The sequence below is a fragment of the Sandaracinus amylolyticus genome (genome assembly GCF_021631985.1).
Taxonomy (GTDB): domain Bacteria; phylum Myxococcota_A; class Polyangia; order Polyangiales; family Sandaracinaceae; genus Sandaracinus; species Sandaracinus amylolyticus_A.
Genome location: NZ_CP070225.1, coordinates 5,697,485 through 5,713,598 on the forward strand (window position 1 = coordinate 5,697,485; position 16,114 = coordinate 5,713,598).

The following is a 16,114-nucleotide window of genomic DNA, read 5'->3' on the forward strand; positions in this document are numbered from 1 at the left end:
GTGCGCTCACGATGACCGACACCCATCCGACCCGACGTGAAGTGCTCAGGGGGATCGCCGCCGCGAGCGCGATCGCCGCGACGGGGTGCGCGCCCGACGACGTCAGCGCGAATGCGCCGCGTCCCATCGTGCACCGCACGCGCGGCCACGGCCGCGGGCCCATCGTGCGTCTGATGAGCCCGTCGGATCGAGGCCAGCTCGTGAAGCCGTTCGTCTTCCTCGACCTCGCCGAGTTCGCGCCGGGCGGGCATCGCGCGCCCATCGAGCAGGTCTGGCATCCGCACTCCGGCATCGCGACCGTGACGGTGATGCTCGACGGCGCGGTGCGCTTCCTCGAGACGACGGGTCGCAACGGCGTGTTGCCCGCGGGTGGCGTCGAGTGGATGCGCGCCGGCAACGGCGTGTGGCACACCGGCGCCGCCGAGCCCGGCCACGTGAAGGCCTTCCAGCTGTGGGTGGCGCTGCCGCCCGAGCTCGAGAACGCGCCGAGCGCGAGCCAGTACCTCTTGCCCGACGCGGTGCCGGTCGTCGGTCCGGCGCGCGTGATCCTCGGCACGTACGGCGACGCGACGAGCCCCATCGACGCGCCGCCGATGACGTGCCTGCAGGTCGCCCTGCGCGACGGCGAGCGGTGGAGCTACCAACCGCCGCGCGGTCACGAGGTCGCGTGGCTCGCGGTCGCCGACGGGGCGCTGCGCGCGTCCTCGCCCATCGGCGCCGGCGAGATGGTCGTGTTCGCGCCGTCGGAGGAGCCGATCGATCTCGTCGCCGAGGGCGACACGCGATTCGTGCTGGGCTCGGCGGCCGAGCACGCGCACGACCTCTACCTCGGCGACTACTCGGTGCACACCAGCGCCGACGCGCTGCGCCGGGGCGAAGCGGAGATCCGCCGCATCGGCCGCGTGCTCCGCGAGAACGGCACGTTGGGCTGATTCTCGCACACGCTCCGGATCGCTCTGCAGCGCTCACGAATAGCGAGCCGACACCTGGGGATCGAAACACACCAGCCCATGTTCGGCCGCCAATCGGACGACGACGGGCCCGACTTCTTCCAGGTGCGACCCGACGATACAGAGATACAAAAACGGTCCTTTGGCGCCGGCCCTGAGAGGCTCGGACGCCCACACGCCCTCTTCGAGAGCGCCCTCGGGGAACACGGCTGTGAGGCTCGAGAGGAATGCCTCGATTCGCGCAGTCGGCTCCTCGTCCGAAGCGCCCTCCATGTATCGCTCGACGAGAGCTCGGAACGTCTCCGCAGCGTCGGTGCTCTCGGCGGGTTCCCAGATCGCGAGATCGTATTTCATGTCCTCCACGCTCCTGCTCTGAACGCGAACCGTTCATCCGCGGCGGAGATCGGCCAACCGCCTCGCCACCGACGCGATCAGCTTCCGCGCGCGTCGCTCCACCTCTTCCGGCGGCGTACGCGTCGCGACGAAGTCCTGGATTCGGCGAAGCGCAGGCTGCTGCCCACCCCACCGCTCTCCGAACCAACGCTCCGCCGGGCCCGCATCCTCCAGCTGTCTCTCGAGAGCCGCGAGCTGCGCGTGGGCAAGCTCCCACTCGCCGCGGATCCCGTAGAGGATCACGAGCTCCACGGAGCGGCGAACGTCGCCGTGCGATCCGTCGCAGCCCTCGCGCACGCCACGCGTGAGGCCGTCATACGAGGCGAGGTCGTCCATCCACGGGATCGCGGCCGTCTCGAGGCGTGCGGTCACGCGCGCGAGTGTCCGGTCGAGCTCTGCAGCGTCGACGAATCGATAGATCGGGATTCGCTCCGACTCGAACGTCACGAGCGGCAAATAGACCACGGGCGCTCCACCGGACCAGTCACCCCCGCCCGCGAAATACTCCGCGAGGCACGACACACGAGGCGCGGCGACCCCGACGTTTAGCAGGAGCTCGAAGGAGCCATGACACTTGAGGACGCGGCGCACTGCGTACCCGAACACTTCGCTGGATGCGCGGCGATGGAACGCCAACCCGCCGCCGTGCGCGAATCCCTGAGCTCCCAGGCACGAGTCGACACGTTCCGTTGCAGTCGCGACTTGGAGCATCTCGTTCCAGTGTCGCTCGTGTCCGCGGCTCGTGCGACACACGCGCGCGTCCGACGAGCGCTACGTGCTGATCCAAGGCGCGCGTCACTTCACGTAGGAAGTGCAGGTGCCGACGCGGACGTCGCGACCGCCGCGTCCTGGGGCCGCTTCGTCGGGCGCGCCCGCGATGGTCGCGCGCCGCGGGCGCTTTGCAGACACCTACGTGATCCCAGCGCGACGCATCGTGCAGCGCCGCACCTTCTCCCATCGCGCCGCGCTCTGAGCGACGCTGTCGCGTGGTACCGTGCTCGCGCCATCCACGGGAGAGGGGCGCGATGAGCCAGAACAGAGTCGGGCGGGGCGTGCGTGTCGGCGTGGTGCTCCTCGCGTGCATCGGGCTCGTCGCGCTCGCGCCGCGAGAAGTGGGCGCGCACTTCTTCCTCGAAGAGCCCAGCTCGTGGCGCGATCAGAACGCGCTCGGCGATCCGCAGAAGACGGGCCCGTGTGGCAACGAGGGCTCCGCGGCGGAGACGGGCGCGGTGACCGCGTACCGCACCGGCGAGACGATCACGATCACGCTCCGCGAGACGATCTTCCATCCCGGTCACTTCCGCGTCGCGCTCGCGGTCGACGATCGCAGCGAGCTGCCCGCGCCTCCGCCCGTCACGCCGGGATCGACCGACTGCGGCACCGTGCCGATCATGGATCCGCCGGTGTTCCCGGTGCTCGCCGATGGCGTGCTGCCCCACACGTCGGCGCTCTCGGGCGAGCAGACGATCGAAGTGACGCTTCCCGCCGGCGTCACCTGCGATCACTGCACGCTGCAGATCATGCAGTGGATGTCGAACCACGGCGCGCCGTGCTTCTACTACCACTGCGCCGACATCTCGATCACCGACGTCGTCGTCGATGCGGGGCCCGAGGCGGACGCGTCCGTTCCGCGCATCGACGCGTCGACGCCGATGGACGCCGGGAACGTCGATCGAACGGACGCCGGCGGCTCGCCCGCAGCGACCTCGTCGTCGTGCGGCTGCGCGACGCCGGGGCGCGGGGCAGGAGCGCGAGGGCTCTTCGCGATCGCGCTCGTCGGTCTCGTGATCGTGCTCCGGCGATGTGCCTGACCACACGCGAACCCAAAGCGCGGCTCCGCGACTCCAACGGGGCGAAGGAGGCCTCGATGAAGGTCGCACCACACGAAGCGCTCGTGTTCGTCTACGACGGTCGGTCCGGCATCGCCGCGATCGCGCTCGACGTCGTGAAGAAGCTCGCAGGTCGCGAGGACTGCGCGCTCTGCGAGATCACCTACGGTCCGACCGGGAAGCGGGGAGCATGGCGGGAGTGCGAGCGCCGGCTCGAGCTCCCGATCGAAGAGCGGCATCGCGACGACCTCCCGCCCGCGTGGGCAGCGAGGGTCGACACGCTGCCGTGCGTGCTGCTGCGGCGCGGCGACTCGGTGCGCGTGCTGCTCGATCGCGATCGGATCGAAGCCTGCGGCCGACGCCCCGAGGCGCTCGAGCTCGCGATCCGCGATGCGCTCCGCGCCTCCGCCTAGCAGCGGGTGAGGTCGCGCGTCGCGATCTCGCCGCGCAGCGCTTCACGCGCGCGATGCAGGCGGCTCTTCACGGCGTCGATCGTGATCGAGAGGCGCTCCGCCGCCTCCGGCGCGGTGAGCCCTTCGACGTCACGCAGCAGGAGGATCTCGCGATGCGCAGGCTCGAGCCTGGCCAGCGCGCGCGCGAGGATCCGTCGCACTTCGGCGCTCGTGACCTCGTCCTCCGCCGTGCGCTCGGTCCATTGCGGGAAGGCATCCGCGAGGTCCGTCTCCTCGTGACGGTGTTTCCACCAGAGCCGATGGCAGTTGTTCCGGACGATCGTGAAGAGCCACGTCGTGATCGCCGCGCCTCGGCGGAACGTGGAGAGCGATCGGGACGCCGCCCAGAGCGTCTCCTGGACCGCGTCCTCCGCGTCCTCGGTGCTGCGACAGAAGCGCAGGCCATAGCGGAACACCGTCTCGCGGTGCGTCGCGAGCAGCTGTTCCAGGGCGCGCGCGTCACCGTCCTGCGCAGCGCTCACCAGGCGGTCGGAGTCGTCGTCGAACATCGCTGAGTGCTTGGAGTCGCGCACACCGCAGAAGGGTTCGCGGTCCGTCCGCGGCAGACAAGCACGTCGCTTGCGCGAGCCTCGCGGCGTAGTATTCAATACATCAATTGAATGACTGATCGCTCACACAAGGATGCGTTCTTCGGGGCTTTCGCCCGCGTCGGGAAGGCCGTGGCACACCCGGTACGGCTCGAGCTCCTCGACCTGCTCGCGCAGACGCCGCGCACCGTCGAAGAGCTCGCGCACCTGAGCGCGCAGAGCGTCGCGAACACGTCGCAGCACCTGCAGGTGCTCTTCCGCTCTGGCCTCGTCGCGCGCGACAAGCGCGGCCAGTTCGTGACCTACGCGCTCGCATCGGACGACGTCGCGATGCTCTTCGCCGCCCTCCGCGACGTCGCGCGCGCCCACGTCGCGGAGGTCGAGACCGCCGCACGGCGCTTCCTGCGCGACGACGTCGACGAGCCGATCGCCGCCGACGAGCTCGCGCAGCGGATGCGCGCTGGTGACGTGCTGGTCGTCGACGTCCGACCGAGCGAGGAGTACGCGGCCGGGCACCTGCCGGGCGCGATCTCGATCCCGCTCGCGGATCTCGAGCAACGCCTCGCGTCGCTGCCGAAGCGGAAGGAGATCGTCGCGTACTGCCGCGGCCCCTACTGCGTGCTCGCGGTGGACGCGGTGCGCGCGCTCCGCGCGACCGGGCGACGCGCACGACGGCTCGAGGACGGAGTGCGCGACTGGGCTGCGCGTGGCCTGCCGGTCTCGCGAGAGGAGTGTGCTTCGTGATCTTCCGCCCGTTCCTCCGGTTCGACACCGGATGTGCCTCGTACGTGCTCGGCTGCGGTGGGCTCGGCCGCTGCGCCGTCGTCGATCCCCGTGCCGACGACCTCGACGAATACGTCGCATTCGCCGAGAGCAAAGGGATGCGCATCACGCACGTGATCGACACGCACGTGCACGCCGATCACGCCTCGGGAGGCCCGGAGCTCGCGCGCCGCACCGGCGCGCACTACTGCCTGCACGAGCGCGCCGACGTCGCGCACACGTTCGAGCCACTGCGCGACGGCGACGAGATCGAGCTCGGCAACACGCGCATCCGCGTGATGCACACGCCGGGGCACACACCCGAGAGCATCTCGCTGCTCGTCATCGATCTGCGGCGCGGGCCCGAGCCGTGGTTCGTGCTGACCGGTGACACGCTCTTCTCGGGCGCGGTCGGGCGCCCCGACCTGCCCGGCGACGCGCACCAGAGCGCGCGCGATCTCCATGCGAGCGTGGCGAAACTGCTGGCGCTGCCCGACGATCTCGAAGTCTGGCCGGCGCATTTCGCAGGCTCGGCGTGCGGCGCGGGGCTCAGTGGCAAGCCGTGCTCGACGATCGGCTTCGAGAAGCGATGGAGCCCGCTGCTCGCGCTCGATCGCGACGCATTCGTCGCAGCCGTCGCGGCCGTTCCCGCCAACCCCGCGGACATGGCGGCGCACCTGCGCGCGAACCGGGGCGGCGAGTGAGCGCCTCGCCGGGGCTGCGGCTCGGGCTGCGCGAGAACGCGGCGCAGTTCGCCCTGCTCGTCGTCGTGAACGCGTTCGTCGGCGCGATGGTCGGGCTCGAGCGCACGATCCTTCCGCCCATCGCCGAGCAGGACTTCCAGCTCGCGGCGCGCACGGCGGTGCTCTCGTTCATCGTCGTGTTCGGCATCACCAAGGCGCTCACGAACTACGTCGCAGGTCGGCTCTCCGATCACTACGGGCGCAAGCACGTGCTGGTCGTCGGTTGGCTCGTCGCCGCGCCGGTGCCGTTCGTCCTGATGTGGGCGCCGAGCTGGGACTGGGTGCTCGTCGCGAACGCGCTGCTCGGCGTGAGCCAGGGCCTCACGTGGTCGACGACGGTCATCATGAAGATCGATCTCGCGGGCGCGAAGAACCGCGGCCTCGCGATGGGGCTCAACGAGTTCGCGGGATACGTCGCCGTCGCCGCGAGCGCGCTCGCGACCGGATGGATTGCGGCGCGCTACGGCCTCCGTCCCGAGCCCTTCTACCTGGGCGTCGGCTTCGTCGTGATCGGCCTTGCGCTCTCCCTTCTCGCGGTGCGCGAGACGAAGCACCACGTCGGGCTCGAGTCGCGCCTCGCAGGCGACCTGCCGCGCGACGGGATCCCGTCGCCGCGCGAGGTCTTCTGGCGGACCACGCTCGTCGATCGCGAGCTCTCGAGCGTCACGCAGGCCGGACTCGTGAACAACCTGAACGACGGGATGGCGTGGGGCCTCTTCCCGATCTTCTTCGCCGCGGCGCACATGACGCTCGAGGAGATCGGCGTCCTCGCGGCGATCTATCCGGCGACGCAGGGCTTCGGGCAGCTCTTCACGGGCGCGTGGTCCGATCGCGTCGGAAGGAAGCGCCTGATCGCGTCGGGCATGTGGGTCCAAGCGATCGGGATCGCGGTGGTGATCGTGTCGTCGCGCTTCGTGTGGTTCGCGCTCGGCGCGACGCTGCTCGGAGCCGGCACCGCGATGGTGTATCCGACGCTGCTCGCGGCGATCGGCGACGTCGCGCATCCGACGTGGCGCGCATCGTCGGTCGGCGTCTATCGCCTGTGGCGCGACCTCGGCTATGCGATCGGCGCGCTCGTCGCCGGCGTCGCCGCCGATGCGCTCGGCCTCTCCGCGTCGATGTGGATCGTCGCCGCGCTGACCTTCGGCTCCGGCGTCGTGGTCGCGGTCCGCATGCGCGAGACCCTCGATCGTCAACCCGCGTCGGCGTGAGCACGCCGGTGCCGCAGCCGCTCGACCAGCGCGTAGAACGTCGGCAGCGCCAGCAGCGTGAACACCGTCGACGTGGTGAGCCCGCCGATCATCACGATCGCGAGCGGTCGCTCGATCTCGGTGCCGCGCAGCGGGAGCACGAGGATCGGGAGGAGCCCGAGCATCGCGGTCGCCGCCGTCATCACCTTCGGTCGCAGTCGGCCGAGGCTCGCGCGCTCGAGCGCGGTCTCGAAGGGCAGGCCCTCCGCGACGAGCCCGCGCGTCTGCGTCACGAGCACGAGGCCGTTCTGCACGGCGATGCCGAAGAGGCCGATCAGCCCGACGAGCGACGACACGTTCCACGTCTCGCCGGAGATCCAGAGCGCGAGGATCCCGCCCACGAACGCATCGGGCAGCGTCGCGAGGATGACGAGCGTCTCCTCGAGCGAGCCGAGCGCGATGTAGAGCAGCACGAGCACCGCGCAGATCGCGATCGCGATGGCGAGCGCGAGCGAGCGCGTCGCGCGCGCCTGGGTCTCGACGCGTCCCCCGACGTCGAAGAAGTACCCGGTGGGGAGATCGAGCTGATCGAAGAGCGCGGCGCGCACCTCCGCCGCGGTGCTCGCGAGATCGCGCCCCGACACGCTCGCCTCGACGGCGACTCGCCGACTCCCCGCCTCACGACGGATCGCAGCAGGGCCGAGCGTCTGCTCGATGCGCGCCACCTGCCCGAGCGGGACGCGCGTCCCGTCGTGCCCATCGAGCAGCAGCCCGCGGATCGCCGCGAGATCGCCGCGATGCGCGTCCTGCAGGCGCAGCAGCACGTCGACGCGCCGCGGGCCACGCCACAGCTCGCCGGCGGTGTCGCCCACCATCCCCACGCGCACCGCCTCGACGACGTCGCCCGGCGTGAGCCCCACCCGCGCCGCGGCCGCGCGATCGACCTCGATGCGGATCTGCGGCAGCGAGCTCGCGCGCTCGGCGCGGACATCGGCCGTCCCCGACACGCGCTCGACGATCTCCTTCGCTTGCTCGGCGTACGTCGCGAGCCGCGAAGGATCGGGACCGAAGATGCGCACCGCGATGTCGGCGGGCGTGCCGCCGAGGCCTTCGTCGATGCGCATCCCGAGCGGCGTCGTGAACAGCGCGGACACACCGGGAACGCGCTCGAGCCGCTCGCGCATCGCATCCGCGAGCACCTGGCCGCTGCGCTCGCGATCGCGTCGCAGCACGACGAGGATGTCGCTGATCGTGTGCGGCATCGGATCCTCGGTGCGCTCCGATCGCCCGGTGCGGCGCACGACGTCGTCGACCTCGGGGAACTCTCGCAGCGCGTCCTCGACGCGGTGGTTGAGGAGATCGACCTCCTCGAGCGACGCCTCGGTCGGCAGCACCGTCTGGATGAGCAACGCGCCCTCGTCGAGACGCGGCATGAAGTCGCCGCCGATGCGCATCGCGACGATCACGGCGGGCACCGTCACGAGAAGCGCGGAGATGCGCACGATCCACGCGTGCCGCATCGCCCACCCGAGGAGCGGCTCGTAGGCACGGCGGAGCAGACGCACCACGCCGACCTCGGCGCCCGCCTGCTCGCTCGGGCGCAGCACGACGCTCGCGAGCACCGGCGTGAACGTCAGCGCGAGCACCAGCGATGCGGCGAGCGACGCGATCACCGCCGCGGCGAGCGGCGCGTACATCCGGCCCTCGATGCCCTGCATCGAGAAGAGCGGCAGGAACACCGCGACGACGATCAGCGTCGCGAACGCGATCGGCCGCGCGACCTCCGCGGCCGCGTCGATGGCGCGCGCCCGGAGCTCGGGACCGCGCGCCATGCCCTCGGTGCGGTGGATCACGTTCTCGACGACGATGATCGACGCGTCCACGAGGAGCCCGACCGCGATCGCGAGACCACCGAGCGTCATCGTGTTGAGGCCGACCCCGAGCAGCGGGAGCACGAGCCCCGCGAGCGCGATCGAGAGCGGCAGCGTGAGCGTCACCACGAACGCACCGCGCGCATCGCCGAGCAGCACGAAGAGCACGAGCACCACGAGACCTGCTCCGACGAGCACCGCGCGCCCCACGCCCGAGAGCGCCTCGTCGACGAGCTCGGCCTGGTCGTACGCGACGTCGAGCGACACGCCGCGCGGCAACGTCGGCCGCAGCTCGTCGAGCGCCCCGTGCACGCCTCGAGACACCTCGGCGGTGTCGGCCCCGAACTGGCGCACCACGCGGAGGCTGACGACCTCGCCCGCGAGACGATGCGCCAGCCCGCGGCGGATCGCCGGCGCGTAGCGCACCTCGGCCACGTCGCCGAGCAACACCGGGACGTCGCCGCGCACCGCGACGACGGTGCTCGCGAGGTCCTCGGGTCGGTCCGCACGACCGACCGCGCGCACGCTCCACTCGATCGAGCCCTGCACGACGAAGCCCGCCGCTGCGTTCGCGCTCGCGGTCTCGACCGCGTGCTGCACCTCCGAGAGCGTCACGCCGCGCGCCGACATGCGCTCGGGATCGAGCTGCACCTGCACCTCGCGCAGGAACCCGCCGAGCCGCTCGACCGCCGCGACGCCGGGCACCGCGAGCAGTCGATTGCGGATCTCGAGCTCCGCGAGATCGCGGAGCGTCATCGGATCGACCGCGCCCGCCTCGGCCTCAAGCGTCAGCTCCATCACCTCGTTGAGCCGCCCGGTGAGGCTCGAGAGCAGCGGCGGCTCGCTCCCCGGAGGCAGCGACGACGCGACCTGCGCGACGCGCTCGGCGACGAGCTGACGACCACGGTAGTAGTCCGCGTCGGGCTCGAGCTCGACGGTGACCTGCGCGACGCCGAGCTGCGACGACGAGCGGATGCGCCGCGCGCCCGGGAGCCCCGCGAGCGCGTTCTCGAGCGGGATCGCGATCCCGGTCTCGAGCTCCTCGGGGCCCATCGACGCGTTCTGCACGATGATGTTGAAGACCGGCGCCGACAGGTCGGGGAAGACGTCGCGCGGCAGGTCCGAGAACGTCGTCGCGCCGATCGCGGCGGCGATGACGGTGAGCAGCACGACGAGCAGCGGCCGTCGTGCGGAGGAGCGAACGAGCGTCTCGAGCATCGTGGTCGCGCCTCAGTGGTGGTGGTGCTCTTCGCCGCCGCCCTGCGCGCGCTCGGCTTCGGCTTTGAGCAGGAACGCGCCGTCGACGACGACGCTCTCACCGGCCTCGAGGCCGGACACGATCTCGACCTCGCCGCCGAAGTCGCGCCCACGGCCGACCTCGCGCACCTCGAATCGACCCGCGCCGCGGGGCACGAACACGACCCACCCCTCGGCGAGCCGCTGCAGCGCGCCGCTCGGCACCGCGAGCAGGCGATCCTCGCGCTCGCCGATCGCGATCGCCGCGGTCGCCGCCATGCCGGGGCGCAGCGATCCGTCCGCGTTGCTCAGCTCGGCGATCACGTCGAGCGTGCGCGACTCGGTGTTCACCTGCGAGCCCACGCGCGCGACCGACGCGTCGATCACGACGCCGGGACGCGCCGCGAGCGTCACCCGCACCGGCGCGCCGTGCGCGACGCGCACGGCATCGCGCTCGAAGAGGTGCGCGACGAGCCAGAGCTGCGAGATGTCGGCGACCCGGAAGAGCACGTGCCCGGGCTCGACCACCGAGCCGACGATCGCGTCGCGCGCGAGGACGATGCCGGCGCGCGGGCTCGCGAGCACGACCTGCCCCCGCGGTCCTCCGCGCACCCCTCGCGCGCTCCCCGCAGCGGCGGCGAGCGCCGCGCGCGCCTGCGCGACCTCGGCCTCTGCCTCCTGGACCTCGCGAGCAGGCACGATGCGATCGGCCGCGAGCGCCCGACGGCGCGCGAGCGTCGCCTCCGCGAGCTCGACGCGCGCGCTCGCCGACGACACCTCCGCGCGCAGCGGAGCCGCGCCGAGGCTCACGAGGTGCGCGAGCGGTTGCCCTTGCTCGACACGATCGCCGGCGTTCACCAGCACACGCTCGATGCGCGCCTCGAGCAGCGGCGCGAGGTCGTTGCTCAGGTCGGGCGCCGTCTGGAGCTCCGCGAGCGCGGTGACCATCTCGCCGCCCGGGCGCGCCTCGACCGGCGCGGTAGTGAGGCGCAGGTCGCGGAGCATGCTCGGATCGATCACGAGCACGCCCTCGCCTGCCGGCGCCTCGTCGTGGTCGTCGTGCTCGTCCGCCGCTTCGTGCTCGTCGTGCTCACCGTGCTCGTCGTCGTGGTGCTCGCTCGGAGCGCCGCAACCCATGACGACGAGCGCGAGCAGCGCGCGCCATGCCGTGCTCATCGTGCACCTCCGATCGCCGCCTCGAGCGTCGTCCTCGCGAGCGCCGCGTCGCGCGCGCGCGACAGGAGCTGGGCTCGCGCCTCGACCACCTCGCGACGCGCGACGAGCACGTCGCCGACCGGCAGCTCGCCGGCCTCCCATGCACGCGCGACCAGCGCCTCGACCTCGTCCGCCGAGCGCGCCGAGTCGACGCTCGCGGTGAGCGCGTCGAGCGCCGCCCGATAGGCCTCGCGCGCTGTCGCGATCTGCACCGCGACCGTCGACTCGCGACGCTCGAGCTCGGCGCGCGCCGCCTCGTGACGTGCGCGCGCCTGCTCGCGCTCGCCTCGACCATCGTCGAACACCGGCAGCGTCACGCCGAGCGTGACGAGCCCCATGTGATCGCCTTCTTCGAGCTGATACGAGAGCCCCGCGATCAGCTCGGGCACTGCCAGCGCCTCCGCGATGCGAACGCGCGCTCGGGCCTCTCGCTCGCGGGCCCGCGCGGCGGCCACGTCCGCGCGCTCACCGTCGAGCGCGCCATCGCTCGCCACCGCGAGCGTCGCGAGGTCACCTTCGACCTCGAGCGGCTCCTCCGAGGCGGCGCCGAGCAGAAGCCGCAGCGCGCCCAGCTCGCGACGCATCGCGGCGCGCGCATCGTCGCGCTCCGAGACCGCCGCGGCGCGCGCGAGCTCGACCCGGCGCGCGTCGATGATCGATGCATCGCCCGCGTCCACTCGCCGCACGATCACGCCGAGCATCGCGCCGAGGAGCGCCACGCCCGCCTCGGACAGCGCCGCACGATCGCGCGCCGCGAGCGCCGCGAGGTATCGCGCCGCGACCTCCGCGCTCAGCACGCGCGCGACGTCGGCGACCTCGGCGTCGGCCGCGTCGATCCGCGCTCGCGCCGCGTCGATGCGCGCATCACGCGCGCCCGAGAGCTCGAACGTCTGCTCGATCCCGACCGCGAGCTGCAGGATCCACTCGCCGTCGACGGTGTACCGAGGGCCCGCCTGCGCCTCGAGCAGCGGGTTCGCGCGGAGCGGCACCTCCGCCGACGTGAGCTCGCCACGCGCCTCGGCGAGCACGTGACGCGCCGCGATCACGTCGGGCGCACGCGCTCGTGCCCGCGCGAGCGCCTCCTCGAGCGTGAGGGCCCTGCATTCACTGCTCGACGCGCACCAACACACCACGCCGCCGATCGCGGCGACCATCCACCCGAACGCACGCATGCGTCACCCACGGGGCGAAGAACGCCCAGCCGAGAGCCAGAGACGACCGTCGAACGAGCCGCGCCTGCGTGGCGTCGACTCGAGCGACTCGGACTGCCGATCAGGTCGTCAGGCTCTCGGGATGCGGAGCAGCCCGCGAGGGTCGGGCTCGGACGGCCGACGCTCGAGCACGACGTCGAACGTCGTGTCGCGCTCGCTCATCGGCGCGGCGTCGCCGAGGAGCGGTGTCGTCATCACCGCGAGCGGCCGATAACATCCGCTGCACTGGTCGGTGTCGCCGCAGTGCGGCGGGCACTCGTGCTCGCCCGGCGCGTCGCGCTCGTCCTCGCACGCACACTCCGACGTCGCGACCAGCTCGAGCAGCCCGCTCACCTGGAGCGAGAGCACCACGAACATCAAGGCCGCGACGAGGGTTCGCACTCGACCGGCGAGCTTACGACGCGCAGCGCGAGTTGCCAGCGGCGCGCGACGGCTTCGCGCGCGCACGAGCTGACATCCGCGCGCACCTCGCGCTCGATCCGGGTACCATCTCCGCCGACCGAGGCCCGATGGCGCAGCGCAGTGAGCCCAAGCCTCCCGCCGGCGATGCCGCGCGCACCGACGCGCGCGCGACGAAGGTGGTGCCAGGCGCCGTCATCGACGGGCGCTATCGCGTTCTCGCTCCGCTCGGCGAAGGCGGCATGGGGACGGTGCTGGTCGCCGAGCACGTCGAGCTCGGGCGACGCGTCGCGCTGAAGGTGCTGCAGGAGCGTGTCGGTGACGACCCGACCATGCGCAAGCGCTTCCAGCGCGAGGCGAAGACGCTCGCGGCGATGTCGCACCCGAACATCGTCGCGCTGAACGACTACGGGATCTGGGAAGGCACGCCCTATCTCGTCATGGAGCTGCTCGAGGGGCGCACGCTGCGCGACCTGCTCGACGCGGAGCGCGTGCTCCCGCTGCCGCGCGCGCTCGTGATCGCGCAGCAGATCCTGCGCGCGCTCTCGTACGCGCACGGGCTCGGCGTGATCCATCGCGACCTGAAGCCCGGCAACGTGTTCCTGCAGGCGCTGCCCGACGACGTCGATCACGTGAAGCTGCTCGACTTCGGGTTCGCGAAGTTCGTGAACCAGTCGTCGAGCTCGATGGTCTCGTCGGACGGCATCGTGCTCGGGACGCCGGCGTACATGGCGCCCGAGCAGGCCGGTGGGAAGGTCGATCACCGCGCCGACGTGTACGCGTCGGCGGTGTTGGTCTTCGAGATGCTCTCGGGGCGCCGGCCCTTCGAGGGCGAGCCGCTCGAGATGCTGCGCGCGAGACTCGTCGCGGATCCTCCGCGGCTCGGCGAGGTGCTGCGCGAGATGAACGTCGCGCCGGCGCTCGACGAGGCGCTGTCGCACGCGCTGGCGCGGAGCCCCGTCGATCGCACCGCGAGCGCGGTCGATCTGTCGCGCGCGCTCGCGAAGCTCGGGCCCGATGCGATCGCGCCGCGCGCGAAGGGCGCGAAGCCGAGCACGAAGAAGAAGGCCGCGCCGAAGCACAGCAGTCAGGCGCTGACCCAAGAGCTCGGCTCGAAGGATCTCGAGAGCGTGCGTCCCCAGAAGGCGCGACGGCGCCGGCGGCGCTCGGTGTCGCCGCTCTGGGCGCTGCTCGCGCTCGTGTCGCTCGCGGGGCTCGCGCTCGCGGGATGGCGCGCGACGCCGTGGGGCGCGGAGCACGATCCGCTCACGCTGCTGCGCGGCGCGTGGACACGCGACGAGCCGGTCGCGCGCGAGCCCGAGGAGGAGAGCGCGATCGAAGCGCCACGAGCGCCCACCGACGAGGCTCCGATCGTCGCGCCGCCGCCGGAGCCGCCGGTCGCTGCGCCCGCGCCCGAGGTCGCAGAGCCGCTCGCGCCGCCGGTCGAATCGCCCACGATCGATCTCGCAGGGGCCGCGCTCGTCGAAGCACCGCCGGTCGACGAGATCCCGCCGGAGGAGCCGCCCGCGCTCGTCGTGGAAGAAGCCGCGCCGGTGGTCGCAGAGCCGGTCATCGAAGAGAGCGCGCCGGCGATCGAAGAGACCGCACCGGTGATCGCGGAGACCGAGCCGACGATCGAAGCTGCGCCGGCGGAGGAGGTCGTCGGCGATCCGTGGGCGCGGCCGATCCCGCCCGAGCTCGCTGCGCTGCGCGCTCGCATCCTCGACGCCCCTGCGCTGCCCGCGCCGATCGATCTGCGGCGCGTCGCGAGCTACGCCCGCCAGACGTCGAGCGATGCACGCGCCATCGTGCTCCTCGCGCACGGGTACGTGCGCATCCGATGGATGGACGACGCGCTCGAGCGCTACGACGAAGCGCACCGCATCGACCCGTCGTTGCGCGGGGATCCGCTGATGCAGCAGAACCTCGTCGCGCTCTCGATCTCGCCGGTCGTCGGAGCGCGTGCGAGCGCGCTCCTCACGACGATCTACGGGCGCGAGGCCCTCGTCGCGGTCGACGCGGCGCTCGCGAGCCCGGCGCTCGACGAGCGCGGGCGCGCGCGACTGCGTGCGCTGCGCGACGCGATCGACGCGATGCCCTAGCGCGAGCGCTCCGCGAGCGGAACGTCGACGGGGTCGCTGCAGATGCTGGGCAGCACGCCGAGCTGCCCCCATCGGTTGTCCGCCAACACGTCTTCGCATCCATCGACTGGAGCGCGCACGCGTGGAGGCGCGACATCGAGCCCGGCGCGGTTCCACGAATCCGATCGCCCGAGCGCGTCCTTGCGGATCTCGCTCTGGCCGGATCGGAGACTGCCAGGTACGACATCGCGTCTCGCGAGCGCGAGAAATTCCGCTCCTTCTATCGCGCACGACGACGATTCTCGGCGCGCTGGGGCCGTCAGACCGACGCCGTGGGCGAGCGCGACCCGGGCTCCTCAGTCCCCGCCGTTCGCGAGGTGCGGAGAACGCGAGCCCCGCCGCGTCATCGAGGGCCCGCCGGATTTCCCGTCGAATGCTGCGGAGAGCACGCGGGCACGCACCGTGCTCGGCGCCGCTGCATGAACACTCGTTGGTGTCTTTCAGTGCTGGTCGTCCTCCTCGCCGGTTGCGCGGACTCGGGTACACCGTCGGGCCGCACGGGGTCGTCCACGCGCGACGCGGCCGTGCCCTCGACGACGACCGATGCCGCGACCGACGCGCGCGCCGACGCATCGAGCTCCGAGCCCGGCGAGGGATGTGGCGACGGCCTCGACGACGACGGTGATGGTGCGATCGACGAGAGCTGCTCGTGCACGCTCGGCGACACGCAGCCGTGTCACCCCGATCGTCGCGTCGCCGGCGTGGGCGCGTGCGCCTACGGCGAGCAGACCTGCGAGGTGAGCGGCGAGTTCGGCGTGTTCGGTGAGTGCACGGGCGCGGTCGAACCGGCGCAGGAGATCTGCGGAAATCAGATCGACGAGGACTGCGACGGAATGCCCGACGACGAGTGCCCGACGATCGTCGAGGTCGACGTCGATCTCGACGGCGACTGCGTCACTGCGAGCTGCCCGCCGACGGCGCCCTACCCCGTCGGATGCGAGATCGTCATGGACGGCCGCGATCCCCGCGGCTGCGTCGCGAGCGATCCCATGCAGTCGGTGGTGTATTTCCAGGAAGGCGACGCGTGTGGCTCGGGCCACGTGTCCGGCACGCTCTCCTGCTCGAGCGCGCCGGGCACGGGACTGACCGAGACCAGCTGCGTGATCAACAAGAGCACGCGCTATTACCCGCGCGATCGCGGCGGGTGCCCGGACACCTGATGCGATGTCGTGCT

At 71.9% G+C, this 16,114-nt stretch carries 15 protein-coding genes; 8 read left to right on the forward strand and 7 right to left on the reverse strand.

What is annotated here, in order from left to right:
• The first annotated feature begins 11 nt into the window (after nucleotides 1-11).
• Nucleotides 12-932: a pirin family protein gene (locus I5071_RS24100; protein WP_236515086.1), complete on the forward strand. Its 921-nt coding sequence runs from the start codon at nucleotides 12-14 to the stop codon at nucleotides 930-932.
• Nucleotides 933-965: 33 nt separating this feature from the next.
• Here the strand turns inward: I5071_RS24100 and I5071_RS24105 are convergent, their stop codons facing one another.
• Together I5071_RS24105 and I5071_RS24110 are read right to left on the reverse strand one after the other, a co-directional pair.
• Nucleotides 966-1,304: a hypothetical protein gene (locus I5071_RS24105; RefSeq protein ID WP_236515087.1), complete on the reverse strand. Its 339-nt coding sequence runs from the start codon at nucleotides 1,302-1,304 to the stop codon at nucleotides 966-968.
• Between the two features lie 33 nt (nucleotides 1,305-1,337).
• Nucleotides 1,338-2,054 (reverse strand): hypothetical protein, encoded by a 717-nt coding sequence (locus I5071_RS24110; protein ID WP_236515089.1) that lies wholly within the window; start codon nucleotides 2,052-2,054, stop codon nucleotides 1,338-1,340.
• A gap of 314 nt (nucleotides 2,055-2,368) precedes the next feature.
• Between I5071_RS24110 and I5071_RS24115 the strand changes: the two genes are divergently transcribed.
• Together I5071_RS24115 and I5071_RS24120 are read left to right on the forward strand one after the other, a co-directional pair.
• A complete protein-coding gene (locus I5071_RS24115; RefSeq protein ID WP_236515096.1) occupies nucleotides 2,369-3,154 on the forward strand; it encodes an SCE4755 family polysaccharide monooxygenase-like protein in 786 nt (261 codons plus the stop codon).
• 56 nt (nucleotides 3,155-3,210) lie between these two features.
• Nucleotides 3,211-3,585 carry a hypothetical protein gene (locus tag I5071_RS24120; protein ID WP_236515098.1) on the forward strand — a complete coding sequence of 125 codons (375 nt, stop codon included), beginning with the start codon at nucleotides 3,211-3,213 and terminating at the stop codon, nucleotides 3,583-3,585.
• Here the strand turns inward: I5071_RS24120 and I5071_RS24125 are convergent.
• On the reverse strand, nucleotides 3,582-4,133 hold the full coding sequence (locus I5071_RS24125; RefSeq protein ID WP_236515100.1) for an RNA polymerase sigma factor: 552 nt from the start codon (nucleotides 4,131-4,133) through the stop codon (nucleotides 3,582-3,584). The two genes, I5071_RS24120 and I5071_RS24125, sit on opposite strands and share 4 nt — an antisense overlap.
• Nucleotides 4,134-4,244: 111 nt before the next feature.
• Between I5071_RS24125 and I5071_RS24130 the strand changes: the two genes are divergently transcribed.
• The 3 genes from I5071_RS24130 to I5071_RS24140 are packed head-to-tail and all read left to right on the forward strand — an operon-like array spanning nucleotide 4,245 to nucleotide 6,888.
• Nucleotides 4,245-4,916, forward strand: a complete 672-nt coding sequence (locus I5071_RS24130; RefSeq protein WP_268921137.1) for an ArsR/SmtB family transcription factor — start codon at nucleotides 4,245-4,247, stop codon at nucleotides 4,914-4,916.
• A complete protein-coding gene (locus I5071_RS24135; protein ID WP_419249661.1) occupies nucleotides 4,916-5,638 on the forward strand; it encodes an MBL fold metallo-hydrolase in 723 nt (240 codons plus the stop codon). The genes I5071_RS24130 and I5071_RS24135 overlap by 1 nt, the downstream gene beginning before the upstream one ends.
• Nucleotides 5,635-6,888, forward strand: coding sequence for an MFS transporter (locus I5071_RS24140; protein ID WP_236515105.1), 1,254 nt, complete (start codon nucleotides 5,635-5,637; stop codon nucleotides 6,886-6,888). Before I5071_RS24135 ends, I5071_RS24140 begins: the two co-directional genes overlap by 4 nt.
• Here the strand turns inward: I5071_RS24140 and I5071_RS24145 are convergent.
• The 4 genes from I5071_RS24145 to I5071_RS24160 form a co-directional block, all read right to left on the reverse strand.
• Nucleotides 6,870-9,956 carry an efflux RND transporter permease subunit gene (locus I5071_RS24145; RefSeq protein WP_236515107.1) on the reverse strand — a complete coding sequence of 1,029 codons (3,087 nt, stop codon included), beginning with the start codon at nucleotides 9,954-9,956 and terminating at the stop codon, nucleotides 6,870-6,872. The two genes, I5071_RS24140 and I5071_RS24145, sit on opposite strands and share 19 nt — an antisense overlap.
• Before the next feature lie 12 nt (nucleotides 9,957-9,968).
• A complete protein-coding gene (locus I5071_RS24150; protein WP_236515109.1) occupies nucleotides 9,969-11,150 on the reverse strand; it encodes an efflux RND transporter periplasmic adaptor subunit in 1,182 nt (393 codons plus the stop codon).
• The gene (locus I5071_RS24155) at nucleotides 11,147-12,361 is read right to left on the reverse strand and encodes a TolC family protein (RefSeq protein WP_236515111.1); all 1,215 of its coding nucleotides are present in this window, start codon (nucleotides 12,359-12,361) and stop codon (nucleotides 11,147-11,149) included. The genes I5071_RS24150 and I5071_RS24155 overlap by 4 nt, the downstream gene beginning before the upstream one ends.
• Before the next feature lie 108 nt (nucleotides 12,362-12,469).
• Nucleotides 12,470-12,781 carry a hypothetical protein gene (locus I5071_RS24160; RefSeq protein WP_236515114.1) on the reverse strand — a complete coding sequence of 104 codons (312 nt, stop codon included), beginning with the start codon at nucleotides 12,779-12,781 and terminating at the stop codon, nucleotides 12,470-12,472.
• A gap of 128 nt (nucleotides 12,782-12,909) precedes the next feature.
• Between I5071_RS24160 and I5071_RS24165 the strand changes: the two genes are divergently transcribed.
• Both I5071_RS24165 and I5071_RS24170 read left to right on the forward strand, forming a co-directional pair.
• On the forward strand, nucleotides 12,910-14,901 hold the full coding sequence (locus I5071_RS24165; RefSeq protein ID WP_236515116.1) for a serine/threonine-protein kinase: 1,992 nt from the start codon (nucleotides 12,910-12,912) through the stop codon (nucleotides 14,899-14,901).
• Between the two features lie 563 nt (nucleotides 14,902-15,464).
• Nucleotides 15,465-16,100, forward strand: coding sequence for a hypothetical protein (locus I5071_RS24170; protein ID WP_236515118.1), 636 nt, complete (start codon nucleotides 15,465-15,467; stop codon nucleotides 16,098-16,100).
• Nucleotides 16,101-16,114: the final 14 nt, after the last annotated feature.